Source organism: Mesorhizobium sp. M1A.T.Ca.IN.004.03.1.1 (assembly GCF_003997555.1).
Lineage (GTDB): Bacteria > Pseudomonadota > Alphaproteobacteria > Rhizobiales > Rhizobiaceae > Mesorhizobium.
The window spans coordinates 573,352-599,539 of record NZ_RZTV01000001.1 but is presented as its reverse complement, the minus strand read 5'-3'; the positions used below and the strand labels follow the sequence as shown (position 1 = coordinate 599,539).

Genomic DNA, 26,188 nt, shown 5'->3' with positions numbered 1-26,188 from the left:
CCCTATCGCTAAAGGTCAACCAGGATGCACGGATGCGCACGACAACGCGCTGCTACTGGTCTCTGAACGCACGCATCATCTGGTCCGTCAAAGGCTTCATCAGGTATGAGAGCACCTTGCGGTCGCCAGTCCGTATGAACGCTTCCACCGGCATGCCGGGCGCCAGCGAGAGCGCTCCAAGCTTCTTCAGCTCGTGGGGGTCGGGGGTGATGCGCACCGTGTAGTAGATTTCGTTGGTATGCTGATCGCGCGTCACGTCTGCCGCGATCATGGAGACCATACCTTCCGTTTCGGGCGTGGTGTGGACGTTGAAAGCCGTGAAGCGAAGAAGCGCGCGCTGACCGATCGAGAGCTGATCGATGTCCTGAGGTGCGGCCTTTACCTCGACCGCGAGAGCATCGGTGTCGGGCACGATCAGCATGATCGGATCCCCCGCGCCAATCACGCCGCCAACGGTATGGACTGCGGATTGATGGACCGTGCCGCTGGCGGGGGCGCGAATATCAATGCGCGACAGCTGGTCCTCGGCGGCGACCTTGCGCTCCTCGAACTCGGCGATCTTGGCCTCGACATCGCGCAGATCGCTCCCGGTCTCGCTGGAAAACTCCTTGTCCAGCTGCAGGATCTGCAGCTCGATTTCGGCGATCGCTCCCTTTGCCTGCGCAATGCTCGACACAAGTTGCGCCCGCTCACCCTCGATGCGCGTTGCCTCACGTTCATATTCGGTCAGCTTCGATTTGAGGGTGAGTTTCATTTCGACAAGACTGCGTATGTCGACGAGCTCGTCGTTGATCAGCTTGATCTCCTTCGTCTTTGCCGATTCCTGCGCCGAATAGCCTTCGATCTGCTTCCCGAACTGCTCGATGCGTTCGCGCAGGCGCGCCTTGTTGCCAGACACCTCGGTTCGACGAAGCTCGAACAGCCGCTGTTCGCTCGCCACCGTGGCAGCTATCTCAGGGTCGTTCATTCTCGCGACAAGCATCGGAGCAAGCGTGATGCGCTCGCTGCCGTCACGCTCGGCCTCGAGCCGGGATTTTCGCGCATAGAGCTCATCCAGGTTCTTCGTCACGTAGGCCAGGCTGGCACGCGGAACGGTGTCGCTGAGCTGGACCAGAACGTCTCCGGCCCTGACGCGGTCGCCGTCGCGCACAAAAATCTTGCCGACCACACCGCCGGTCGGGTGTTGAACCTTCTTTTCGCTGCTGTCGACGACCACCGTGCCGTGCGAAATCACCGCTCCCGAAATATCCACCGTCCCGGCCCAGACTCCCATTCCGCCGACGAGCAATGCGACGATGGTCGTGCCGCCCAGCAGATTGCGACGGATCGACCGTCGGTTCAAAAGCGACACGTTCGAAAGGGCAGCTGTCATTTCCCCATTCCAATCCGGGTCAGCCATCAACGCGGTGTCGGAGTGAGCTTGAAAACCGGCTGCAGGCCTGCGGTCACGGTCTGTGGCGCGGGCAAGAGTGTCGACAGAACGCTTTCCCTGGTGCCGAACATCTGCGTCTGGCCTTCTTTCATCACGAGCAGGAAATCCACTGTGCTGAGAATGTTCGGCCGATGCGCCACAATCGCTAAGATGCCGCCGCGGGCCTTGATTGCGAGGATGGCAGCGGCAAGCGCCATTTCACCTTCGGCATCGAGATTGGAGTTGGGTTCGTCGAGGACCACCAGGAACGGATCGCCATACAGCGCGCGCGCCAGCGCAATGCGCTGACGCTGGCCGGCTGAAAGCGCGGTTCCGCCCTCTCCGATCTGCGTCTCGTAGCCATTGGGGAGACCGATGATGAGCTCGTGGACGCCCGCGGCGCGGGCGGCTGCGACAATGGCCTGCGGGTCCGGCCCGGGATCGAAGCGCGCGATATTGTCGGCAACCGTTCCCGCGAACAGTTCGACGTCTTGCGGAAGGTAGCCTATGTAGCGGCCCAGCCGCTCCGACGACCACTGGTCGAGAGCGGCGCCGTCCAGCTTGATACGGCCCGCCAACGGTCGCCATGCGCCGACCAGCCCGCGAACCAGACTCGATTTGCCGGAACCGCTTGGTCCTATGATGCCTAGCACCGAGCCGGCATCCAGGCTGAATTCCACACCTTGCACGATGATGCGTTGCGCGCCCGGCGCACCGATCGCGATGCGCTCCACAGTCAACTTCGACCCGGGCACCGGAAGCGCCATCGGTTGAGCGTCCTGCGGCAACCGGGCGAGCAATTTGCTCAGCCTGCTCCAGCTCTGTCGCGCCCCGACGAAGTTGCGCCAATGGGCGATGGCAAGATCGACGGGCGCCAGCGCACGGCCTACAAGGATGGAGCCGGCGATGATGATCCCGGAGGTCGCCTCGCCCTCGATCACGAGCCAGGCGCCCACACCCAGCATCGCCGACTGAAGCATCAGTCGCAACGCGCGAGCGAAACTGCCGAAACCGCCAACGATGTCGCTGACACGCTGTTGCAGCGCAAGATGTTCGCGGCTCGCTTCGCGCCAGTGGTCGTGCAGGCGCCTGCCCATGCCCATCGCCTGAAGCACCTCCGCGTTGCGCCGGCTGGCCTCGGCCAAGCTGTTGCGCCTCACGCTGCTTAGAACCGCGGCGCCCATCGGTCTGCGTGTGAGGATCTCCGTGGCGACCGTCAGCGTCACCAGCACCAACGCGCCGCAAGCGGCGGTTGTCCCGAGGGTCGGATGAAGGCTCCAGATGATCGCCAGATAGAAGGGCAGCCAGGGAAGATCGAACAGGGTGCCAGGCCCGGCACTCGACAGAAAAGTACGGATGTTGTCGAGATCGCGTTGCGGCTGCAATCCATCTCCCTGCTGGCCGATGTACAGGGGCAATTTCGAAACGGCGGTGAATACGCGTCCCCCAACCGCTTCGTCCAACTCAGCACCGATCCGGTTCATGATGCGGCCGCGCACGAGGTCGATGACCGCCTGCCCGGCAAACAGAACGCCGGCCAGTATTGCCATGGCGATCAGAGTGGGGACGCTGCGGCTCGGCAGCACCCTGTCGTAGACCTCCAACATGAACATTGCGCCGGTCAGCATGAGGATGTTGCTCACGCCGCTGAAAACTGCAACGCCCGCGAAGGCTGCCTTGCAGGAACGCAACGCACTGGCCAGTTCGGAGCCGGGCGCCGGTTCCTTGGTCGGGGACGGGGCGCCGGCGTTCGCGAATGCGCCGGGCAAGTCGCTTCTTCGTCTCCGCCTTGCGCTGCGGACGGCTGCCATGAGGAGACCAAGGGCCGCGACCGCCACGAAAACCTGGAGGGCGCCCGGACCGGCCAGCAGGGCCTGCAGGTCGTAAAAATAGCGCCAGCCAGCCACGAGGTCCGTCCAGGGTCGCGTCTGCGAAACCCTGGCGAGATCAACAAAGCGTGGCAGAAACTCCGCACCCGCAAGCGCGGCGGCGAGGAGGAGCAGGATTGCAGCGGGAAGTCGGACGATGAGGCGGCGGCGCGGGGCCTTGCTCGACTTCTTGCGGCGCGCAGTTGTGCGGGGGCGCTTTGGCGGCCGCTGCTTCGTCTTGGCATGGAAATTCGCCCGGCGGGGACGCGCTCCAAAGGCCGTCAATGCTGTGCCAAAGATCACGTCAAAATTCCGAAGATTTCTGCTGCTCTATTGGCCGACCATGCTGCGCTGGACGGCCGGATTTTGCACTTTGGGAGAGATACCAGAGTCCGGAGCGTAGAACCCCTTGTTGGCCACGACGGAAACCTCGATGACGTCGCCGGCTCTCACTTCCGTGTTTTGATCGGCGACGATGTCGTGGGCGATCTTCTGGTCGCGCCTGAAGATGGAAATCCTCACCGAGCCCTGCAGGTCGTCGAAGGTTCTCTGTTCGCCGTAAGTGAAGATAAAGAGAAGCTTGTCGGCCACGTATCTGATTTGACTTTGGATTTTTCCGAGCTCAACTTGCGCGTCCTGGGTCTGGCCGATCAATTCCATTTCGTGACTTTGGTGCTTCTTTCGCAGCTCGCTTTCAGCGTTCAGCATCGCCTGCTGCGCCTGTTCCTGCTGCAATTCCGTCTGCGCCAGTTCAGCCCGATAGCTGGTATGTGCTCGTTCCGCCGTCAACACATTCGAGTTCGTTATCAAACCCTTTTCCCGCAGAGACCGGGCAGACTGCAGTTCTTGCAGTTGGATGTTCGCGGTCTTTTCACGTTCTTGCCTGGCCGCGGCTAGCATGGCCGCTTCCTTCTTCGCCCGATCCAGCGAGGCCTCCAGGTAGGAAACGTCATCCCGATACGCGGCAAGGCGGGCGTCCAGCTGCTGCTGTTCGGACGCGATGATGCCGTCAATCAATTGCCCGCCAAACTCGACGGGCGAATCGGGAGGAGCGACGAAGGACTTTTCCAGTCGACTTTCCGCCTGGAGCCGGGCAAGACGGACCTTCAGGCGATATTCTTCAAGCGCCAGGTTTGAGCGCGCGCTTCGCAGATCAGCTATTTCCAGGGCGGGCTCCGTGTTGCCCACAGCGCTGGCGCGAAACCCGCCTGCTATAGCGAGTGCATGGCGAACCGTTATTCCGGGTTGAAACGGATAGGATCCAGGGTGGGCCACCGTTCCGGAGATAAAAAATGGCCGGTATTGTCCGATCTCCACTTTCACGAACGGCTGGAGGATCAGCTTCTGCTGCTGAAATGCTTGCTGGATGGCCTGCGAAAGGGCAACGGTGGTCAGGCCGCGCGCTTTGATATCACCCAACATTGGCAGCGAGATCGAGCCCCGATCATCGACCACGACCTCCAGCGGATAGGATTGTTCGCCGATCACGGACACACGCAGGATGTCACCGGTGTCGAAGGTGTATCCATCTGCGCGCGATGCACTTGCGGTGAGCAGTACAATGGCAACGGCAAGCCCGCCGATCATTGCGAGCATGCTGCCGACCGCGGGTTCGAAGTTGGAAATTAGCCGTCGGCACCAGTCCTTCATGCGCAGAGGCTTGGAAGGAAATTGCTGGTCAACACGCATACGCATCGTCGGTACTCCGGTTGTCTAGCCTGCTGCCATCGAGACCCGCCGACATTCGCCGGCGGGCGCGTGACAGGAGGTTCTTCCTATGGTTCGAGAAGTAAGCCTGCATTGCGAACTCCATCGGAACAGCAAAAGCCGATCAAAATCCGTGCAGCCCGAAGGTTTGCCCGGCGAGGCGGTCGCGAACTCTCGCCTCGTTTGGCCTCGCGGCCGAAGGGGCGGGCTCCAGCACGGATTGATAAATCTGCTCGACGCTTTCGCACATGGCGTCCAGCCCCCAGGACGACAGGTCGGTGCGTTTCGCGCCGTCGGCCAGTTGACTGCGGTGCTGCTGGTTCTCGAGAAGACCGGCGACAGCCGCCGCCGCGGCGCCCACATCCTCGGCCGGGGTCACAATTCCGTTCACGCCATGGCGGACAACCTCTTCCACGCCGGGCAAATGCGAGACCACGCTGGCTCGACCGCCGGCCAGATACTGCATCATGACGCGAGGCAATCCCTCTCGCATCGAGGTCAGCACGCACACGTCCGCCAGGCTGATCAGTCGTTCGGGCTCGCTATGGTAGCCGATCATGCGAATGTTGTTTGCGAACCGGGATCGTTCAATCGCCGATTCAACGTCCGAACGCGCCGGTCCGTCACCGGCGAGGAGCAGTCGCACGTTTGGAACTCGGTCAACGACTTTGCCGAATGCCTCAATGAACTCGACGTGGCGTTTTCTCGGTTCCAGCGCGGCCAACATCAGGACCACCGGCGGCTTTGGCTCCCCGGCAGCCGTCCCCAGGAGCAGATGCGGATCTTGCGGCCCCCGCGCGTTCGCGAAGCGTGCCAGATCGAAGCCGGAATGGACGACATGGTGCTGATCGGGGCTGCCCAGATGATTGGCGATGCAGATGTCGCGCATAGCCTGACTGACATCGATGAAAGCGCGCGTGAACCTCGCGGCCAGGCGTTCGGCGGCCAGGAACACCAGCCTCTGCCCGCGGCCGACATGCACGAAAGGCAAGATGTGGACACCGTGTATGATGCCAGGGATATTGGCTTCCTTGGCGGCGAGGCGGCCGACAATGCCGGCTTTGCTTTGATGGGTGTGCACGATGTCGGGCCGCCAATCACGCATAAGGCGGGTGAGCTGCCTTAAGGCGGAAACGTCGCGGGATGGCGCGATCGGATTGATAAGTTTTTCCAGCGTCACCACTCGCAGGGCTCCGGCAAGGGATGCCCGTAACCTTGGGTCGTATTCGGCGCCGTGAACCAACAGCACTTCATGGCCGTGCCGCGCCTGAGCGAGACAGCAAGCCAACGTGTTCTCCTCGGAGCCGGCTCGAAGCAGTCTGGTGATCACATGAACGATCTTCATTTGCTTGTACCTCAGGGACATGAAATCCGGGAGCGGCGAGAGATCGAGGGGATCGAGCGGGAGTGTCGCGGGGCGCCTTCCGCGGGTTTCGGGGCACGGGCCGGGCTCGCCCGTCGTTCGGCGCGATCGCGTAAAAGCTGCACGTCGGGGATGATGCGGGGCGGTTGGACCGCCCGATTTGCCTCTCAGAGAGACAGCCAGATATGCCTGAACAACTCTTGGCCGACGGCCTCTATGCCGGCGCTGGCGTCAACGGTCCGGATATCCTTGTCCTTCGCCCGCAGTTCCGCCATCAGCGATAGCCGCGCGTCGAACGCTTCTTTCCTGATGTCCCCGGGCTTTCGCTGTTCGGAGACCGCAAAGTCTGAAACGAGGTGCAAAACGAGGTGTGGGCGGCGTTCCGCCATCTTCTCGTAGAGTCGCTGCTCAAGCCGGGCGAGAACTGACAGGCCTGGGACGGAGAACAGGCGAGCGGGAATGGTCGGCCCGTCCAGATATCCCCTGCCGAGCGCCTGCGGCCACCGGTCGCAAATGACGATCATGCCGCGCGTCGACCATCGATGTGCGCGTTTCACTACAGCGTATCGCTCAAACGCGATCAAAACCGCCCAAAACGCCAACGCGGCAGCGACAAATCCTCCCTTCGACCAAGCCCGGCCGGAGGAATCGTTGCCATCGTTCTGGGCCAGGGACTTCAGGCGCCGTCTATGGGGAGAGACGACGGCCTGCAGTGCCTTGCGAAGCCGCCATCCATTGCCATCGCCAGTTCCGACATAGACTTGGGCACATCCGAATTTCCACCCGAATATCTGCCTCAGCCAGGTAGCCTGAGTGCTCTTGCCCATGCCATCGGGACCTATCAAGGCCACCACGAATCCACCAGCTGCGGGCCGTCTCTTCGGTGGAAAGCGCCCCGGCAGCAAGCGGTGGAGGGATCTCAGGGCGAGATAGCAGGTCTTGCGCACCAGGTGCACCGCCGCATCGGCGATAGGGGGGCGTCCCGTGTAACCACACATTTCCCGAATCGAACGCCGCAGCCTGGCCAGATCTCCGCGGTGGGCGGCCAAGCCGTCGGCGCTTTGCAGGAACCTGCAGCGCACCGTTCTTGCGCCGTCAAACGTGCAGTCGACGACCTGCAAGCCGTGCTCGTCCGACGTGGACGGCAGGCGCGCAAAGTGCTGCTTCCAACCCTCGTCGAGGGTGATCCATTGCCTCCATGGAAGCGCCGAGGCGCGGAAGGCGAAGCGGGCAATCGCTATTCGAAGCTCGTCTTCGGGAGAGACCACCGGAACCGATACTCCGTCGACGCAAATCGCCTCCCATCGCGTGATCGCCGCATAATCGAAAGCCGGATAGCGCTTGCGAAATTCCCGGCCGACGCGGGCACCGATATGCATGTCGAGATGGAGATAGCGGCCATGCGTGAAGTCAGGCAGGAACCAGTCTTCTCTGCCGGCACAGACATTATCGTAGCAGGAGAGGCTCACGCCGCGCCGGCCGTGCAATTGACAGACGATAGAGCAGAAGAGCGGGTAGTCATGCTTGTCCAAAAGGACATCCAGATCATCCCGGCCGGCAAATCCGTCGTGCACGGACGCGAGATCCTGAATAATTCCGTACCTCACGCCAGCTTCATTGAGTGCTCGAAACAGTTCGCTGGCAATCGGCAGTGCCGGCGCCGTTTCGATCGGCCTGAAAGGAGCGTCTCCGTCAGTTTGATACGGCGCTGCACCTGAGTGGCTGCCCAATGCGCCCGCGCCAACAGTCTTCGCCGACGCTGAAACATTCGCTCCCGGCGCCAACGTTTCCGCCACGATCTCCGCCTTGGCCTCCGTAGCCCAGCGTCGATACTGCTGCGGCTGCAGACGATCCCGAAGGTCTCCGGCCGCGGCCGGAGGGAAGGCTGCCGATTTGGACTTGCGTGGTGTTTGCAAGAGATTTCTCGTGATTGGTCGCGGGCGAGCGTCACCCGCTCGTCGTCACCGGAAACGTCGTGGAACTGGCGTGCGGTAAGTCCAAGCCCCTCGGTGGGCTGGTGTTCCTGGGATGTCGAACGACCAATCGTCTCAGTGCCGGCCCGCAGGTTCTGACATCACCTTCGCAGGCTACCGCACCGAGGGTGAATTGGGTGCCAACTCATCACTCCCTGCCGAGTATTTCGGCATCTGTGTAACGAAAGCGGTGAGTAAAAACTCACCGGGTAGTTTCAAGACACTATCGACAACTTGTCCCGATCAATAGTGATAGGAGTAGACCGGTTCATGATGTCGAGAAGGATTCTGACCGCTCCGGCGCTTCCGACATGATCAAGAATCCCGAGCTGGTCCGAAAATGGCCCGTCTATGATCCTGATTTTCTGGCCCGGCCTCAACAGGATGTCCGGGTGCAAAATCCCGTCCTCATCGGTTGCCGATATCAAGGATTCAACCACCCCATAAGGCGCCGGTACCGGCATGCCCTTGCTCATGACGAGCTTTCGGACGCCCACGGTCGAGTTGATCGGGTACCAGCTCTGCTGATGGACAGCCAGGGAGACGAACAGATAGCAGTCGAAATACGCGCTGGAGACGGTCCTGACCCTGCGGGCGTGCCGGACGGTTCGCCTGCGCTTGGGCAGATAGGTCCGGAAGTTCTGCGATAGCAGGTGCCGCTCGGCAAGGCTCTCGGAATGCTGGTGCGTCTGGACCACGCACCAGCGCGCAGCTTCGCCGCCGTGACTTTTGTCCGCCGAGTCAGGAAAACCGTTGTTGCAGGAGTTAGTGTGCAGCATGACGCAATACTGTGTCTTTCCCTAATTGAGGTAGTAACTGTCCGAGACACTGCTTTCGAGCGACGTGTAACGGCCGTATCTGGGCAGCTTTGGTTCGTCCACCATCGTCAGGGCAATGCCGGCAAGCTTGGACCGATCGCCAAGATGTCGAATTCCTTCGGCAACGGCCTCGCGCGAGGTTTCCCGCCACCTCACGACGAAGACGACCTTGTCGACATGCCTGGCCAGGATCGAGGCATCGGCCGCGGGTCCGACGGGTGGTGCGTCAATGATCACCGTGTCGAATTTGCCCCGAACTTCCTCAAGCAGCGAGCGCATTCGCGCCGAAGCAAGAAGGGCAGGCGGGTTGCGGGTTCTTGCTCCTGCGGGCAGCATGGATATGCCCGAGCGTTCGTCCAGATGGATCGCGTTTGCGGCCTTCACCGGCAAGGTCAGGAGATCGACCAATCCGACCTTGTCAGCCATGCCGAAGAAGGCCGTGGCGGCCGAAAGGCGCAAGTCCGCGTCGATGACCAGAACCCGTTCGCCGTCGGCAGCCGCCGAGCAAGCCAGGCTCAATGCCAGCGTTGTCTTGCCTTCGCCGGGCATCGCCGATGTCACGAGCACCAGGCGCGGCGAACGGTCCAATTCCGGCGTGGCCTGGATACCGAGGCGAAGCCGCCGCACCGCTTCGCTGTACCTGGAGAGCGGTTTGCGCTCGAGATAGGCCACAGGCTGAGCATGGACGTCTTTCGACCAGCCTGACATCCTTGGCATCGACGCAAGAACCGGAACGGCCAATTCTTCCTCGATCTGCTTCTTTGCCATGAAGCCGGAAGCGAAGAGTTCACGCAGAACGGCGCCGGCGCCCCCGAAGAAGATGCCGAAAACCACACCCAAAGCCGCAAAAAGAGGCCTGTTTGGGAAGCTCGGAGCGCCAGGAACGCTGGCATCGGTGATTACACGCACGCCGCTGTTGAGGAGGGTGGATTTCTCCTCGGTGAGCTTGGCGCGCGACAGGAACGTCTCGAAGAGTTCCTTGTTCGCGGCCGCGATCCTCTCCAGATCGCGTAACTGGACGCCAACCTGACCTTCGATTTCGGAGCGGTTGGATACCGAGTCCAGGGCGCGAGCCAGAGAAGCCTCCCGAGCTTCGGCCGCGTCGACCTCGTTCTTCAGATTGCCGATCAGGCGCTGGACTTCGGCGGCGATCTGTCCCTCGATGTCGCGGCGCTCGGCCTGAGCGGACAAGACCTCGGGATGCCGCTCGCCATACTTCAATTTGAGGTCGGCTTCCCGCCGGGTCACTCCGGAGAGCTGAGCCCTGAGCGCGTTAATCACCACCGACTGCAGCACGTCCGGAATCGACTGGATGTCGCCTCCGGCAGCCTGTACCTTGCTAACTTGCTGATATTGCGAACGTTTCTCGGACAACTCGGCGCGAGCATTGATTAGGGCGACGTTCAACTCGGACAGTTGCTGGTCAGTCAAGCTGCCCGCCTGCGTCGCTACTAGATTGTGATCGATCCGAAACTTCTGGACAGCTTGCTCCGAGCGGCTGAGCTCCGCTCGCAGATAGGCGGCCCGATCGCTGAGCCACGAGGAGGCCTTCTGGACCCCTTCGTAACGGGACCTTATTCGATCTGCCACATAGGCCTGGGCAATCGCGTTCGCGAGCGATGCCGCTTTTTCCGGATCGTAAGCGCCTACATCAAGCTCAATGACGTTGCCAAGCCCGACGCGCGAAACTCCCAGCGCGTTCTGGAGCCATATCAATGCTCCCGGTCCTATCTTGGGGTCTTCCGCCAGCTTTTGGCTGTCGACGACCTGCTGAAGAAGTGACGCAGACCTCAAGACAGCGATCTGACTTTCAATGAATGTTGGATTGTCAGAAAAATCGGAATTGGAGTAATCCTGTGGAGTCATATAGTCGATCGGAGCGTCGAGCAATATCTGAGAGACGCCGGTGTATGTTGTCGGAAGAGTATATGCGGCAGCCATAAACAGTGTGAAAGTGATGACGGCAATTCCGCACACCAGCTTCCACCGACGAAGAAAGAAATCGAAGACTTCCCTGACGTCGAGGGGCAGGAATTCCCGAATCATCCTCGGATTATCAGTTGGACTGGCCATTTCCCGAATCCTCACGATCGACAGCACAACTCCCAGCCCTTCAGCGTCGGCTGAATGGCGTTCATTTCAAAATGGGTCGGGCAGCTAGCCGTTATGCGCTCTCAAACGCATGAATCGTAAGGGTTGGTGTCCCGCCGACATGTCCAAATCGCTCTTCTGCGCCCACTCACCGATCGCGTCACCGGTAAGGCAGAAACATATCAGCTTCGCGGACATCGCCGCCATTACCATTATTGAGTAGTAACTCGGCTAAAGGTCGATCTGGTCTACCCCGTATGCCTCTCCGAGCTTTAAGAAGTCGCCGAGACACCTTCCTCTCGCCCTTCAGGGAGGTCCACTACAACGCTACGATCGTCAAGGATGCTCCTGACGATGAGAGAAGCGGCCGGCCTCGGCAGTTCTGAGGTTGACATGGACACTTATAGCGAAGTCGTTCCGAGTTTTGCAGGTTGGGTGCTCGACGGTCCCGGGGTCATTCTTCTGCTGGCGGCAACCCTGCCGCTGATGCTTCTTCTTAAGGGCCGGCAGCTGGGCTACGGGACCCTTGCCGTCATTATCGGCACTGTCATGTTGCTTTTGTTGGGTATCGAGAATTGGGCGGGAGCGGTCGCCGCTCTTCTCGCCTATTGCGTCCTCGTTTCATTGGCCTTGCTTTCCACCTGGAGGCGTATGAAGCAAATCGAGGACCGCCTCGCATTGGTCGCGTCGGCAATAGACGGCCTGGAAGTCGCCGAGGAGCGGCGACAGACCTACAGCGTCAGGCGTTCGCGCCGGAAGCCGGAAGCCGGAGCAATGGTGCAAACCGTCGCGGTCGGCGCGACGGACAATCCAGAGAACGAGACGCGATATATCCCAGGGCCGCCTTGGCAAGAGCTGCAAGCGCCCGGTCCGCGACCCGAATCCGCGGCTCCGGCGTCAACGCAATCGGCAGGGCGCGATTTTGCCTCATCGACGGGTGGGAGCCCCTGACAAAAGGTTCGAAGACAAGGATCGGTGTTCCGGCGGCAGGTTCTCGGGCAGCCTGTCCGGACCGACAGCGCGGTTCAACTTTTCGCTGCATCCGCAGCGTCGCGCGTAATGACGAGACTCTGCCGGCCTCCCGCCGGGGCTTTGCGATGGTCCAGACGATACTGTCGGGCGCAGTATGCGGGATCGGTGCGGTGGGCCTGCATTTCGACGGCATGCGGGCACGCCGCGGCATGCTGCTTGGCATCGGTGCGGCACGAGCTGTTGTTCCGAAGTCATCGTGCGCTGCAAGCCAAAGCTGTGCTGCCTGAGCGACTTTAATATACCAAGGGTGTAGGGTTGTACCAAAAGGTGGTAGACTGCGCTGCAATTCGGATGAGGTGACAGATGGAACTTTTTGCCTAGTCGATAGTTGCAGCTTCAGGTTGACCCGGGGGGGTGGATCATGGGCTTGGGCGATTCGGGGAAATGAACTTATCGAAGCAGGTTGGATTGGTGAAAGGACCCACGCTTGCTGACGCAAGCTGGGAAAGGGGAATCTCTGTACTGCCAGGAGCCGTGCGCCGCACCTATGCGGCCAACGCGACTATTGCAGGCGAATACCACACCAAATCCTCTATTCTGATTATGATCGCCGGCTGGGCGGCATTTGCGAAGACATTGCCAAATGGCTCACGTCTCATCGTCGATTTTGCGCTTCCTCGCGAAATTGCGGTGATCGAGTTCGCCGGAAAAGCGGGCGATACGGTGACGGCCCTCTCGGACGTTATCGCGATCGAGCTGGCCGGCCCCGTCCGTACATGTTCTGCGCGTTATCCGCAGTCCATCTGCGAAGCAATCCTGCGGGCTGAGGCGGATCGATATTCAAGGGTTGCGGAACACCTGGCAAGCGTCAGCAGAAGGGGTGCCGTTGAGCGTACGGCCCATTTCCTTCTCGAACTGGCCTGCCGCTCACATCGATCGGCAACGAGCTATCCGGCCCGCTTTGAATGCCCGCTGACCCAGGGCGAACTGGCCGATGCATTGGGACTTTCGGCTGTGCATGTGAGTCGCGTGTTGAAAACGTTGCGACAGACCGCCCTGGCCTCATTCCGTTACGGGGTCGTCGAGTTGCACGATCTTCCGGGACTGATCAAAACAGCCGGATTTGATCGGTCCTACATTTCAAGCTGATGCAAGGCGCTCAGGCCTGGCACGGGCAGTTCAGAGCGCGGAAGTGCTGAACTGCCCAAACCGTTAGGGCCAAATCGTCTCCTTCCGGCAGCCTATTCTTCCAGCGCAAGCCCCAATTCGGCGCGCCGTCGCAGCCAAAGACTTGCGCGGTAGCGAGGATCCCGGGTGCGGTCATGGATCGTATCCAGGATGCGCAGAATGCGGGCAGGGCCGAGCTTGTTGCCCCACTCCAGAGGTCCGTGGGGATAGCCGAGCCCCAGCCGTACGGCTGCGTCCACATCCGCCGCCGATGCAATCTTTTGCTCGACGATCTCGCTGCCGATATTGACGATCATCGCGACCACGCGCTGGCAGACCGCGCCGCAACTATCGCTCACCAGGGTCGCCTTGCGGCCGGCGCTTTTGGCAAGCGCGAGGGCGGCGCTCCTGGCCGTATCGGATGTCGCCGCCGACGCGACGAGCGTGACGTGACGGTCCAGGCCGAAATAGGGATCGAACCCGACGCATAGTGAAGATGAGAGGCCAAGACGCATCGCGGCGCCGGCGACATCGTGCCCCTCCAACCCTACGAGGATGAGGCCGTCCCGCCCTAGCGCCTGATCCTGGAGACCGCAAACAGTGGCGCCGGCCGACGCGACCAGTTTTTGCATTTCGCCGGTGTCATTGTCGGCCAGAACGGTGACGCGATCCGGAATCCCGGCGGTCTCCGCCGGCTGTGTCGATGCGGGCGGAACGGCTTGCCGGCTGCCGTCGTAGGCATAGAAGCCGCGTCCGGTCTTGCGCCCGAGCAGGCCCGCAGCCACACGCTGCGCCGCGATGACGGAAGGGCGGTAACGCGGATCCTGATAGAACTGGTTGTAGACACCCTCCATCACCGGGTGGGAGACATCGAGCCCGGTGAGGTCCATCAATTCGAAGGGGCCCATCCTGAAGCCGGCGGCGTCGCGCAGGATCGCATCGATCTCGGCGATCGAGGCCACGCCCTCCCGCAGCATGGCCAGGGCCTCGGTGCCGAAGGCGCGGCCGGCGTGATTGACGATAAAGCCGGGCGTGTCGCTGGCGACGACGGGCCGGTGGCCGAAGCGGGCTGCAAGCTCGACCAGCGTGTGCTCGACCTCAGGCGCCGTGTGAGCTCCTGAGATGACCTCGACCAGTTTCATCACGGGCACGGGATTGAAGAAATGGTAGCCGGCAATCCGCTCAGGTCGCTTGGCCGCGGAAGCGATCGCCGTGACGGACAGTGAAGAGGTGTTGGTCGCGATGATGGCGTCCGGCCTGACGATTGTCTCCAGCGCCTCGATGAGCTGACGTTTGGGCTCGAGACGTTCGACAATAGCTTCCACCACCAGATCGGCGCCTGCCAGTCGCTCAAGTGTTTCGGCAGGTTCGATATGGGCGAGCAGCTTCTCGACCACGTCCGAGCTGACTTTGCCGGCGGCTGCCCTGGCGCGCTGACGCGACGCGATTTGCTCGATGGCCGCCGCCGCCTTTCCGGGGGCATCATCGACCATCATCACATCGATGCCTGCCGCCGCCAGGACCTCCGCTATGCCGGAACCCATCACCCCGGCGCCTACGACACCGGCTTTCTCGATCCGACTGATGGACTCCCCTCCCGCGCCTGCCAAGTCAGCGCCCCTTGAACGAGGGTCTGCGCTTCTCCAGGAAGGCGGCAATGCCCTCCCGTTTGTCCGCGGTATCGAAAAGCAGCTGGAAGGCTTTGCGTTCCAGCCTCAAGGCGGTTTCCAACGGAGCGTCTTCGCCGTTGACGACCGCCTCCTTGATCTGCTCGACGGCCAGCGGCGGAAGACGGCCGATCCTCTCAGCGATTTGCAGCGCATGCTGCAAGGCCTGGCCCTCACCCGTCAGGGTGCTGACCAAGCCGGCACGCTCGGCATCCTCGGCCGAAAACATGTCGCCGGTGAGAAGGAGCATCAGCGTCTTGTATTTGCCGATTGCCCTGAGCAGGCGCTGGGTGCCGCCGGCGCCCGGCATCAAGCCGAGCTTGACTTCAGGCTGGCCAAAAGTGGCTGACCTTGCGGCGACGATGATGTCGGCGTGCATGGCAAGCTCGCACCCGCCGCCCAGCGCGAAGCCTTCGACCGCGGCAATGACCGGCTTCGGGCACCTTGCGATCGCGTCCCAGTAGCGGTGGGTGCGCTGCAGAAGCATGTCGGCCGAGCCGAGCTTTTCAAACGCTTTTATGTCGGCTCCTGCAGCGAAGTTGCCGCCGCGCCCAGCAATGACGATCGAACGGATTTCCGTGTCCTCGGAAAAGCTTGCCACGGCGGCGGCCAGCTTCTGCCGCACTTCGAGGTTGAGCGCGTTGCGCACTTCGGGACGATTGATTTCGACCAGCCCCACATTCTCGACAGGGCGGCTCTCGACGACAACAAGGGATTCTTTCGCGGAACTCATTTCGTGCTGCGGAATCTAACAGGGAAACTTAATTTCATACCCGAACTATGGTCAGCGCCCGCGAGGCCCGCAAGGATATTGTTTGCTGCGACCGGTGCGATCAGGGCGGTCCGCAGGCCTGAGGCGGCTTCTCAGCGTCATGCTTTCGCTCGAGCTCCGATGAGTTCTATCCATTAGCGATGCTCCAGCAAGATGCGCGTCACATGCTCGGCGATGGCCAGGCTCGAGGTCAGCCCAGGGCTTTCGATGCCAAATAGATTGACCAGGCCCGCGATGCCATGCGTCCCGGTATCCTGGATGACGAAATCGCTGTTGGCTTCGCCGGGACCGGAAAGCTTTGGCCTGATACCGCTATAGGCCGGCTGCAGGCTGCCGTCGGCCAGTTCCGGCCAGTATTTGCGGATTTCAGCATAGAAGCGGGTGCCGCGTGCGGGGTCGACGCGGTAATCGAGCGCATCGGTCCATTCGACGTCAGGCCCAAAGCGCGCCGTGCCACCGAGGTCGAGCGTCAGATGGACGCCAAGCCCGCCGGGCTCCGGCACGGGATAGATGAGGTGCGAAAAGGGCGCTCGCGTCGCCACTGAAAAATAGTTGCCTTTGGCGTAGCGAAGCCCGGGCAGGAACCGGCGATCGAATCCTGTGATCGAGCCGGCAAGCGCGACAGCGCCGAGCCCCGCCGCGTTCACGAGCCGCGATGTGGCGATCTCGAAATCTTCGCCGCTTCCCGTGCTGGTTGTCTGGAGAACGATGCGGTCGGCTTCGATCCGGCCCGACACGATGCGGGTGTTGAGCGACAGCATCGCACCGCCGCCCTCGGCTTCGCCGAGCAGGGCGAGCATCAGCGCGTGGCTGTCGATGATGCCGGTGGAGGGCGAAAGCAGGCCAGCGGTGCAATGCAGCGCCGGCTCAAGCTTGTGAGCCTCGGCGGCAGAGAGGAAACGCAAGTCACCGACACCGCAGGCCGCGGCATTGGCTCGGATATTGGCAAGCACCGGCTCCTGCGCATCATCGGTCGCGACGATCAGCTTGCCGCAGCGCCGGTGCGGAATCGAGCGCTCGGCGCAGTAGCGATAGAGCATCTCGCGTCCGGCCACGCAGAGCCGCGCCTTGAGCGAGCCTTGCGGATAATAGATGCCGGCATGGATGACTTCCGAATTGCGCGAGCTCGTCTCGGTGCCGATGGCATCCGCCGCTTCGAGGATCAGCGTGTCGAAACCTTGCGCGGCAAGGCCGCGCGCGATTGCGAGGCCGACCACGCCGGCACCGGCAATCACGCAGTCAACCCGTTCCATGCCCAGTCCATTCGGTTGCGCGAGCGGCGCCTCACAGCCCTTTCTCAAGGATCATCTGGCTGTTGTCCATTGCTGTCGGGCAATGATGTGCCCGCCGCCGCTTCCGAGACCGACCATGCGCCAGGTTCCCATGGCGCTATCGATCGTGACAGGGCGGCTCTTGCGGCTTGGACCCGCGATGATGCATCACAGCTCAGACACGAGGGCAAATTTCGGACTTCTCGACCAGCGAGATGGTCCTACACTCGCAGACAGGAGCCATCATGGACGCCAGACCGAATTCCCCTGAAGCCCGCGACATCCGCTACCACATGCACGCCTACACCAATGCCCGCAAGCATCAGGAAACGGGACCGCTGGTCATCGAAAAGGGCGACGGCGTCTATGTCGAGGACATTGCCGGCAACCGCTATATCGAGGCGATGGCCGGCCTGTGGAGCGTTGCCGTCGGCTTCTCGGAAAAGCGACTGGTCGAGGCGGCCACGCGGCAGATGTCGAAGCTGCCCTTCTACCACGATTTCGGCTCGAAGGCGCATTCGCCGCTGATCGATCTGGCCGAGAAGCTGGTGCAGATGGCACCGGTGCCGATGAGCAAGGCCTACTTCACCAATTCGGGCTCCGAGGCCAACGACACGGCGATCAAGATGATCTGGTACCGGTCGAACGCGCTCGGCCAGCCGACGCGCAAGAAGATCATCAGCCGCAAGCGCGGCTATCATGGCGTCACCATCGCGTCCGCAAGCCTGACCGGGCTGCCGAACAATCATCTGTCCTTCGACCTGCCGATCGCCAATATCCTGCACACCTCGACGCCGCACCACTGGCGCGATGCCGAGCCCGGCGAAAGCGAGGAGCAGTTTTCCAGCCGTCTGGCCGACGACCTGGAAAAGCTGATCCTCGCAGAGGGGCCGGAAACCATCGCCGCCTTTATCGGCGAGCCGATCATGGGCGCCGGCGGCGTGGTCGTTCCGCCCGCCGGCTATTGGGGAAAAATCCAGGCGGTGCTGTCGAAATACGACATTCTTTTAGTGGCCGACGAGGTCATCTGCGGCTTCGGCCGCACCGGCGAGATGTTCGGTTCGCAGACCTTCGGCATCAAGCCCGACATCATGGTGTTGTCCAAGCAGATCTCGTCGTCCTACCTGCCGATCTCGGCGCTGCTGATCAACGACAAGGTTTTCGAACCGATCGCCGACGAGAGCGATCGCATCGGCACCTTCGGCCACGGCTTCACCGGCGGCGGTCATCCTGTCGCCGCGGCCGTCGCGCTGGAAAACCTCAAGCTGATCGAGGAGCGCGACCTTGTCGGCAATGCGCGCACGGTCGGCGCGCATTTGCAGGCCAGGCTGCGCAAGCTCGGTTCCCATCCACTGGTGGGCGAGGTGCGTGGCGTCGGCCTGATCGCCGCCGTCGAGCTGGTCGCCGACAAGGCGAGCAAGGCGCCATGGGGCAAGCCTGCGGCTCTCGGTGCGCTGGTCAATGGGTTCATGCAGCACAACGGCGTGATCTCGCGCAACATGGGCGATGCGATCGCTTTCTGTCCGCCGCTGATCATTACCGAGGCTCAGGTCGACGCTTTGGTCGACGCGTTCGAACGGTCGCTCGAGGCCGCGCTGCCGCAGGTGCGGCCACGGGACTGACCCATCGATCACTATGACAGCGCCCGTGTCGGCTCGGTCAGATCGGCATTTCCGAACTGACCTGCTTGCGAGGCATGGTTATTCGGGCTTGTCGTCCGGATGACCGAGTTCGCAGAACCAGCCGCCGAGATATTTCACCGACGGCCTCCTTGGGTCGGGAATTGGCGTCTTCGCCTCGACGGCGGCTCGGAACGGCTCGGCGCTGTCCTGCGGGATAAATCCGAGATGATCGGCGCCGCTGTTGTCGACCATCTTCAGCTTGTTGTTGGATAGGCCGAACGAGATGGTGTGGCCGACGCGCGGCGCTGTCAGCGATGCCTCGACCAGGCGCACGCAGTCGGCGAAGGAAAGATACGACCACAGCATGCGCCGGTCGGCCGGCTCGGGGAACGACGAGAAGATGCGCAGGCACACCGTCTCGATGCCGAACTTGTCCCAATAAAGCCGGCTGAGGCTTTCGACGAAATTTTTCGACACGCCATAAAGACTGTCCGGGCGCACCGGCGCGTCGACGCCGATGTGCGCCTCGATTTCGTGATAGCCGATGGCATGTACCGAGGAGGCGTAGACGACGCGCTTCACGCCGTGTTTCCGCGCGCCTTCATAGATGTGGTAGGAGCCGCGAATGCTGGAATCGAGGATGGTATGCCACTCGCATTCGAGCGGCGCGCCGCCGAAATGCACGATCGCATCGCAGTCCTTGGTGGCCGCGATGGTCGCCTCCATGTCGGCAAGATCGAAGACGGCTTCTTCTTCATGAGGCGCAAGATCGCTGAACGGCCCGCGGCCCGCCAGGCGGATCTTGCTTGCCAGCGGCACCAGTCCCTTGCGCAATTGCGAGCCGAGCCGGCCAGCGGCGCCGGTGATCAATATACGTTCGTAGTGCGGCATCGTTTACTCCACTTGCGCGACGGCGGCATTGATCCGCGAGATCGCCTCGGCCAGCACCCCTTCGCCGGTCGCCGTCGAGATGCGGAAATAGGGTGACAGTCCATAGGCGAAACCCGGCACCGACGCCACGCGTCCTTCGTTGAGAAGATAGTTGGCCACGGCCGCGTCATCCTCCAGGACGAGGCCCTTGGGCGTCTTGCGGCCGATCAGGCTGGCGCAGCCGATATAGGCGTAGAAGGCGCCCTCCGGCGGCGACAACGTCAGTCCGTTTATCTTCCTGATGCCGTCCACTACCAGGTTGCGGCGCGCCTCGAAGGCCTGCCGGAAGCGCGCGACTTCATCCTGCGGCCCGTTGAGGGCGGCGACGGTCGCGGCTTGTGCGATCGAGCACACCGAGGTGCAGGACTGGCTCTGGATCGTCGACATCGCCTTGATGAGTGGCGCGGGGCCGGCTGCGTAGCCGACGCGCCAGCCGGTCATGGCGTAGGACTTCGAGACGCCGTTGACGATCAGGGTGCGGTCCTTGAGCTCGGGGCAGGCCTTGCCGAAGGAGACGAATTCGCGTCCGTCGAAGAGGATGTGCTCGTAGATCTCGTCGGAAAGGACCAGCACCTGCGGGTGTTTTGCCAGGACCGCGCCCAGCGCCTTGAGATCGGACGCGGAATAGACCGCGCCAGACGGGTTGCCGGGCATGTTGAGGAAAAGCCACTTTGTCCTTGACGTGATTGCCTTTTCCAGCAGCGCCGGCGTCAGCCGGAAACCTGTGGTCTCCGGGCATTCGACGACGACGGGCGTGCCGCCGAGCAGCTTCACCATTTCGGGATAGGAGACGAAATAGGGCGCCGGCAGGATCGCCTCGTCGCCTGGCTCCAGCGTCGCCATCAGGGCGTTGAAGATGATCTGCTTGGCGCCGTTGGCGACGACGATGTCGTCGGCCGTGTAGTCCAGCCCGTTCTCACGGCGGAACTTGCCGGCCACGGCTTCGCGCACTTCGATGGTGCCAGCGGCAGCGGTGTAGAGCGTCTGTCCTGCTTTCGCCGCGAAATGGGCGGCATCGATGATGTGAAGCGGGGTCGGGAAATCGGGTTCGCCCAACCCGAGGTCGATCACGTCCACACCCTTGGCGCGCAGCGCCTTGGCGGCCTGCGAAGCCGCCATGGAAGCCGAAGGCTTCACCGCCGAGAGGCGCGAGGCAACGTAACTCATTGGTCGTTCTCCCAGATGTAACCCTTGGATCGGTCGTTGACCCGCGCGGCGGCACTGCGCTTGGCCGGATCGCCATAGCCGCCGCCGCCCGGCAGTTCGAGGATCAGCCGCCGCCCGGCGGGGACGTGCTGCCAGCCCTTGGGGCGCATCTTTGTGCCGTCGTCGAGCTTGACCACGCCGGCGACGCCGGGCTCGCCGCCATTGCGCCCGCGCGGGGGATGGTTCACTCGGTCGAACATGGCGGAGAAGTCGAACTCGTGGCCGTCGGTCGCGGCGATCTCGATGATCTGACCCAGGCCGCCGCGGAACTCGCCGTCGCCGCCGGAATTCGGCCGCAGCTCTTTGCGCCAGATCACGATCGGACCCGTATGCTCCGTCGCCTCGATCGGCATCGTATGGACACCGGACGGGAAGGCCGTCGCCGACAGCCCATCGAGCTCAGGCCGCGCGCCCATGCCGCCGGAGTTGAACATCAGCACTTCGGCGCGGCGGCCGGACGCGCCGGCGACGGGCCGCGCCGAAATGTGGATGTTCCACAGCGCGCCGGCGCCTTCGGCGAGGATCTTTCCGGGCAACGCCTTGGAGAACGCGCCAAGTACCAGATCGGGCACCATGTGGCCGAAGATGTGCCTCAACGCCACCGGGGCCGGCCGCACGGCATTCAGGATGTTGACCGGCGACGACACGGTGAAGAAGGCGAGCGAGGCGGCATTGTTCGGGATGTCGGGCGCCACCATGCATTTCAGCGCATAGCAGGCATAGGCCTTGCTGTAGATGATCGGGCAGTTGATGCCCCAGCGGCTCATCGGGTCGGTGCCGGTGAAGTCGACCTCGACATGGTCCTCGCGGACCGACACCGTGGCCGCGAGTTTCACCGGCTCGTCGTAGCCGTCGGTCACCAGCTCGTTCGACCAGCTTCCCTTGGGCAGCGCCTCGATGCGTTCCAGCATGGCGTCGCGGGTGCGCGAGAAGATGAAATTGCCTAACCCATCCAGCGAGGTCAGGCCGATCTCCTTCATCATGTCGACGAGGCGCCGGTGCCCGACCTCGTTGCAGGCAGCGAGCGAATAGAAATCGCCGACCACTTGGTTGGGCTCGCGGACATTGGCGCGCAGGATCCTGACCAGATCGAGATTGACCTTGCCCTTTTCCGCGAACTTCATGATCGGGATCTGGATGCCTTCCTCGTAGACCGACTTGCCGTCGGCGCCGAAGCCGCGCCCGCCGACATCGACGACATGTGCCGTGCAGGCGAAGAAGGCGACGAGCTCGCCGTTGAGGAAGGACGGGGACACCATGGTGATGTCGTGCAGGTGGCCGGTGCCCTGCCAGGGATCGTTGGTGACGTAGGTGTCGCCTTCGAACATCTGGTCGCGCGGGATTTCGTGCATGAAATGCAGCACCGCCTCGGCCATGGTGTTGACGTGGCCCGGCGTGCCGGTGACTGCCTGCGCAAGCATCTGGCCGCGCGGGTCGAACACGCCAGCCGACAGGTCGCCGGATTCGCGCACCGAAGTCGAGAAGGCGGTGCGCAGCAGGGTGAGCGCCTGCTCCTCGACCACCGAGATCAATCGGTTCCACATGACCTGCATGCGGATTTCGCCAATATCGCTCATGCCTGGCTGCCTTTGCGGATCAGTAGGATCGCGCCGTCGCTCTGGATGACGGCGTCGAAGCTGGTGGTGACGACGGTGGAAGTTTCGCGCTCGACGATGACCGCGGGGCCCGCGATCCGATCGCCGGGGCGGAGCGAGTCGCGCTCGACGATGCCGTAGCTGCGCGGTGCGCCGCTGACCGGATCGAACACCTCGCGGGTCGTTTTGAGTTCGCTCGTTGTCTTGCCAGTTGTGAGCTCGTGCCTGGCGACGGCGGGACGAACATCCGTCGCCTTGACCGACCAGGTGACGATCTCGATTTCCAGTCCGTCGAGCCCCTCGATGGCGCGGCCGAAGAAGCGCTGGTAATTCTCCTCGAACAACGCCTTGAGTTCTGCAACGGCATCGTCTCCGAACGGCTCGTCTGCCACCGGCACGGGGATTTCCCAGCCCTGGCCGGCATAGCGCATGAAGGCGGTGATTTCGCAGACGATCCTGCCGCTGGCGCCGCCGCGCACAAAACCCTCGGCGGAGGCCTTGAGATCGGCGAGCAGGGCATTCACTTCGGCAGGCTGGAACCGCGACAGGCGCGTCAGCTTCGAGGCCAGGGCCTCGTAGCCGAACGGCGCCTTGAGGAAGCCGATCGCCGAGCCGACGCCGGCGCCGCGCGGAACGATGCACTGGTCGATGCCGAGCTTTTCGCACAGTCTCGCCGCGTGAAGCGGGGCGGCGCCGCCGAAGGCGATCATCAGATTGTCGGATATGTTCTTGCCGTTCTCGACCGCATGGACGCGGGCAGCATTGGCCATGTTCTCGTCCACTACCTCGCAGATTCCGAAGGCCGTCGACATGGCATCGAGCGACAGCCGCTCGCCGACATCGCGCAGAATCGCCTGCTCGGACGCAGTGCTGTCCAGCTTGATCGCCCCGCCGGCGAAATTGTCGGGGTCGAGCTTGCCGAGCACGAGATCGGCATCCGTGATCGCCGGACGCTTGCCGCCGCGCCCGTAGCAGGCCGGCCCCGGCTCCGAGCCGGCACTCTCCGGCCCGGTCTGGATACGGCCCATGGCGTCGACCCAGGCGATGGAACCGCCGCCGGCGCCGATCTCGATCATCTCGATAACCGGGATGGAGATCGGCATGCCCGAGCCCTTCGAGAAGCGGTAGGTGCGCGCCACTTCGAAGGTTCTCGCCGTGCGCGGCGCATAGTCCTCGATCAGGCAGATTTTGGCGGTGGTTCCGCCCATGTCGTAGGAGACGACCTTCTCAAGACCAAAGCGCCTGGCGATGTCTGCGGCGAAGATCGCGCCGCCCGCCGGGCCGGATTCGACCAGCCGGACCGGAAATTCCGAAGCGGTCTCCACCGAGATCAGGCCGCCGCCGGAATGGATCATGAAGACGGGGCAATCGGCGCCCATGTCCTTCAGGCGCGTCTGCAGGCGGGCGAGATAGTCGGCCATCTGCGGCCGCACATAGGCGTTGGCGCAGACCGTGTTGAAGCGTTCGAACTCACGCATCTGCGGCGAGACTTCGGCGCTGATCGAGATCGGGATGCCGAGTTTTCTGGCGAGGATCTCGCGCGCCCGGCGCTCGTGGTCGGGGTTGGCATAGGCATGGATGAAGCCGATCGCCACCGAACCGAAACCACCCGCCGCAATGCGGTCGGCGATCTCTTCCAGAGCGGCTTCGTCGAGCGGCTGCAACTCCTGGCCTTCCGCGCCGATGCGGCCCTTGACGGTGAAGCGATCCTCGCGCGGGATCAGCGGCGTCGGCAGCTGCAGGTTCAGATCATACTGCTCGAAGCGGTTTTCGGTTCGCATCTCGATCACGTCGCGGAACCCTTCCGTCGTGACCAGCGCGGTCTTCCCGCCACGGCGCTCAATCAGCGCGTTGGTGGCGAGCGTCGTGCCGTGGATGATGATGCCGATCTCGGACGGCGAAATTCCGGCGTCGCGAATGACGATGGCGATGCCGTCGAGGATCGCCTGCTCGGGAGCCGCATAGTTGGTCAGCACCTTGGTCGAAAACATCGTCCCTCGGACATCAAGGGCGATGTCGGTGAAGGTGCCGCCGATGTCCGCGCCGAGACGGATGTCGTCAGTTCTGGAGGTCATGACTTGGCCTTCTGGGAAGCGAGCGCGGCGTCGCGCATCTGAGAGAGGGTCTGCCGGGGCGTTATCGCTTCGGGCGAGATGGTGATGTCGAGGACGCCGCCGGTCGTCGAGCTAAGCGCCCGCTCGAACGCCGCCGCGAAATCCCCCGTGGATTCGACCCGCTCGGCGTGAAAGCCATAGGCCTTCGCCAGCGCCACGAAGTCGGGATTCTCGAGCGAGGTTCCAGAGACGCGAGCCGGATAGTTGCGCTCCTGATGGGCACGGATGGTGCCGTAGATGCCATTGTTGACGATCAGCACGATCGGCTGCGCGCCGGCCTGCATGGCGGTTCCGAGTTCCTGGCAGTTCATCTGGAAATCGCCGTCACCGGCAAAGCAGACCACGGTGCGTTGCGGGTATGCGACCTTGGCCGCGATCGCGGCCGGCAGGCCATAGCCCATGGCGCCGGATTGCGGCGCAAGCAGGCGCGCTTGCGGTCCAAACTTGAAGAACTTGTTCGGCCACACGGTGAAATTGCCGGCGCCGTTGGTGAGGATGACGTCGGGCGGCAGCGTCTCGCGCAGCCAGGTGCTGACCGCGACCATGTCGACCGGGCCGGGCTGCACGGGCGCAGCGAACGTGCCTTCATAGGCCTTGCGTGCCGTCGTGCGCCAGTCGGCCCAAGAACCCTTGATCGGGATGAGCGCCTTGGCGAAGGCGTTCGGACCGGCATGGATACCGACCGTGGGCACATAGATCTTGCCAATCTCGCGATCGGAGCCGTGCACGTGGATCAGCTTCTGGCGCGGTACGGGAACTTCCAGCAGGGTGTAGCCGTCGGTCGTCATCTCGCCGAAGCGGACATTGACGGCGAGGATCACGTCCGCATCGCGGATCAGGTTTTTCACATGCGGCACCATCCCGACGCCGGCCTCGCCGACAAACACCGGCGAATGGTTGTCGAACTGGTCCTGATACCGGAAGGCTGTCACGACCGGGATATCGGAGGCCTCAGCGAAAGCCTGAAGCGCCGCGCGTCCGTCAGCCGTCCAGTTGGTGCCGCCCATCAGCAGCACCGGATTTTCGGCGGCGGCAAGCATCTTCAATACCGACGCAATTGCCTCCTGTGCCGGCGCCGCTTCGAAGACAGAGGCCGGTCCGCCGAGCGGCGCGGCTCCGGTCATGGCCGTCAGCATGTCTTCCGGCAGCGCGACCACTACGGGGCCGGGCCGTCCGGTCAAAGCGGTGGTCCAGGCCCGCGCCACGATTTCGGGAAGACGATCGACGTCATCGATCTCGACCGCCCATTTTGCGACGGTTCCATACACCGCCCGGTAGTCTATTTCCTGGAAGGCTTCGCGGCCTTTCATGTCGGTGCCGACCTGGCCGACGAAGAGGATCATCGGCGAACTGTCCTGCATGGCGGTGTGCACGCCGATGCTGGCATTGGTCACGCCCGGGCCGCGCGTCACAAAGCTGATGCCCGGCGTGCCCGTCAGCTTGCCGTAGGCGGAAGCCATGAAAGCCGCACCGCCCTCATTGCGGCAGAGCACGTAGTCCAGCTTTCCACGCGTGTCGTGCAGCGCGTCGAGAACGGCGAGATAGCTTTCGCCGGGAACGCCGAAGCTCTTGGTCGCGCCAAGCGAGATCAGGCACTCGACAAGAAGGCGACCGCCATTGCGGACCATGCTTCGGCATCCT

Annotated in this window: 18 protein-coding genes; 3 read left to right on the top strand and 15 right to left on the bottom strand. The window is 62.8% G+C overall.

The annotated features are described in order from the left end of the window. Nucleotides 1-52: 52 nt before the first annotated feature. From EOD29_RS02765 to EOD29_RS02735, 7 genes are all read right to left on the bottom strand, one after another. On the bottom strand, nucleotides 53-1,372 hold the full coding sequence (locus tag EOD29_RS02765; RefSeq protein ID WP_095825011.1) for an HlyD family type I secretion periplasmic adaptor subunit: 1,320 nt from the start codon (nucleotides 1,370-1,372) through the stop codon (nucleotides 53-55). A gap of 26 nt (nucleotides 1,373-1,398) precedes the next feature. Further along, a complete protein-coding gene (locus tag EOD29_RS02760) occupies nucleotides 1,399-3,582 on the bottom strand; it encodes a type I secretion system permease/ATPase (RefSeq protein ID WP_245299542.1) in 2,184 nt (727 codons plus the stop codon). A 27-nt stretch (nucleotides 3,583-3,609) separates the two neighbouring features. Continuing rightward, nucleotides 3,610-4,974, bottom strand: coding sequence for a polysaccharide biosynthesis/export family protein (locus tag EOD29_RS02755; RefSeq protein WP_245475189.1), 1,365 nt, complete (start codon nucleotides 4,972-4,974; stop codon nucleotides 3,610-3,612). A 136-nt stretch (nucleotides 4,975-5,110) separates the two neighbouring features. Next, entirely contained in the window at nucleotides 5,111-6,331 is a 1,221-nt protein-coding gene (locus EOD29_RS02750) for a glycosyltransferase (protein WP_127245867.1), read from the bottom strand. 185 nt (nucleotides 6,332-6,516) lie between these two features. Beyond that, nucleotides 6,517-8,265 (bottom strand): hypothetical protein, encoded by a 1,749-nt coding sequence (locus EOD29_RS02745; RefSeq protein WP_245475187.1) that lies wholly within the window; start codon nucleotides 8,263-8,265, stop codon nucleotides 6,517-6,519. Between the two features lie 272 nt (nucleotides 8,266-8,537). Beyond that, the gene (locus tag EOD29_RS02740; RefSeq protein ID WP_095825009.1) at nucleotides 8,538-9,101 is read right to left on the bottom strand and encodes a transcription termination/antitermination NusG family protein; all 564 of its coding nucleotides are present in this window, start codon (nucleotides 9,099-9,101) and stop codon (nucleotides 8,538-8,540) included. Nucleotides 9,102-9,122: 21 nt separating this feature from the next. Next, the gene (locus EOD29_RS02735; RefSeq protein WP_095802268.1) at nucleotides 9,123-11,213 is read right to left on the bottom strand and encodes a polysaccharide biosynthesis tyrosine autokinase; all 2,091 of its coding nucleotides are present in this window, start codon (nucleotides 11,211-11,213) and stop codon (nucleotides 9,123-9,125) included. Nucleotides 11,214-11,624: 411 nt separating this feature from the next. Here EOD29_RS02735 and EOD29_RS02730 point away from each other — a divergent pair, with 411 nt between their 5' ends. Both EOD29_RS02730 and EOD29_RS02725 read left to right on the top strand, forming a co-directional pair. Next, a complete protein-coding gene (locus tag EOD29_RS02730) occupies nucleotides 11,625-12,182 on the top strand; it encodes a hypothetical protein (protein ID WP_127245866.1) in 558 nt (185 codons plus the stop codon). Between the two features lie 465 nt (nucleotides 12,183-12,647). Then, nucleotides 12,648-13,352 (top strand): Crp/Fnr family transcriptional regulator, encoded by a 705-nt coding sequence (locus tag EOD29_RS02725; RefSeq protein WP_082954067.1) that lies wholly within the window; start codon nucleotides 12,648-12,650, stop codon nucleotides 13,350-13,352. Between the two features lie 92 nt (nucleotides 13,353-13,444). Here EOD29_RS02725 and EOD29_RS02720 read toward each other — a convergent pair whose 3' ends face one another. The 3 genes from EOD29_RS02720 to EOD29_RS02710 form a co-directional block, all read right to left on the bottom strand. Further along, nucleotides 13,445-14,980 carry a 3-hydroxyacyl-CoA dehydrogenase gene (locus EOD29_RS02720; protein WP_281059190.1) on the bottom strand — a complete coding sequence of 512 codons (1,536 nt, stop codon included), beginning with the start codon at nucleotides 14,978-14,980 and terminating at the stop codon, nucleotides 13,445-13,447. Nucleotide 14,981: 1 nt separating this feature from the next. Next, nucleotides 14,982-15,770, bottom strand: coding sequence for an enoyl-CoA hydratase-related protein (locus EOD29_RS02715; protein ID WP_127245864.1), 789 nt, complete (start codon nucleotides 15,768-15,770; stop codon nucleotides 14,982-14,984). 173 nt (nucleotides 15,771-15,943) lie between these two features. Further along, the gene (locus EOD29_RS02710; protein WP_067328766.1) at nucleotides 15,944-17,062 is read right to left on the bottom strand and encodes an NAD(P)/FAD-dependent oxidoreductase; all 1,119 of its coding nucleotides are present in this window, start codon (nucleotides 17,060-17,062) and stop codon (nucleotides 15,944-15,946) included. Nucleotides 17,063-17,325: 263 nt separating this feature from the next. Here EOD29_RS02710 and EOD29_RS02705 point away from each other — a divergent pair, with 263 nt between their 5' ends. Then, nucleotides 17,326-18,702, top strand: a complete 1,377-nt coding sequence (locus EOD29_RS02705) for an aspartate aminotransferase family protein (RefSeq protein WP_095802338.1) — start codon at nucleotides 17,326-17,328, stop codon at nucleotides 18,700-18,702. A gap of 78 nt (nucleotides 18,703-18,780) precedes the next feature. On the opposite strand, the gene EOD29_RS02700 is transcribed toward EOD29_RS02705, so the two are convergent. The 5 genes from EOD29_RS02700 to EOD29_RS02680 are packed head-to-tail and all read right to left on the bottom strand — an operon-like array spanning nucleotide 18,781 to nucleotide 26,175. Continuing rightward, nucleotides 18,781-19,593, bottom strand: a complete 813-nt coding sequence (locus EOD29_RS02700; protein WP_127245863.1) for an NAD(P)-dependent oxidoreductase — start codon at nucleotides 19,591-19,593, stop codon at nucleotides 18,781-18,783. A 3-nt stretch (nucleotides 19,594-19,596) separates the two neighbouring features. Next, nucleotides 19,597-20,799 (bottom strand): pyridoxal phosphate-dependent aminotransferase, encoded by a 1,203-nt coding sequence (locus EOD29_RS02695; protein ID WP_127245862.1) that lies wholly within the window; start codon nucleotides 20,797-20,799, stop codon nucleotides 19,597-19,599. Continuing rightward, nucleotides 20,796-22,415 carry a hydantoinase B/oxoprolinase family protein gene (locus EOD29_RS02690; protein WP_095825002.1) on the bottom strand — a complete coding sequence of 540 codons (1,620 nt, stop codon included), beginning with the start codon at nucleotides 22,413-22,415 and terminating at the stop codon, nucleotides 20,796-20,798. The genes EOD29_RS02695 and EOD29_RS02690 overlap by 4 nt, the downstream gene beginning before the upstream one ends. Further along, entirely contained in the window at nucleotides 22,412-24,508 is a 2,097-nt protein-coding gene (locus tag EOD29_RS02685; protein ID WP_127245861.1) for a hydantoinase/oxoprolinase family protein, read from the bottom strand. Before EOD29_RS02685 ends, EOD29_RS02690 begins: the two co-directional genes overlap by 4 nt. Continuing rightward, entirely contained in the window at nucleotides 24,505-26,175 is a 1,671-nt protein-coding gene (locus EOD29_RS02680; RefSeq protein WP_127245860.1) for a thiamine pyrophosphate-binding protein, read from the bottom strand. The genes EOD29_RS02685 and EOD29_RS02680 overlap by 4 nt, the downstream gene beginning before the upstream one ends. Nucleotides 26,176-26,188 lie beyond the last annotated feature (13 nt).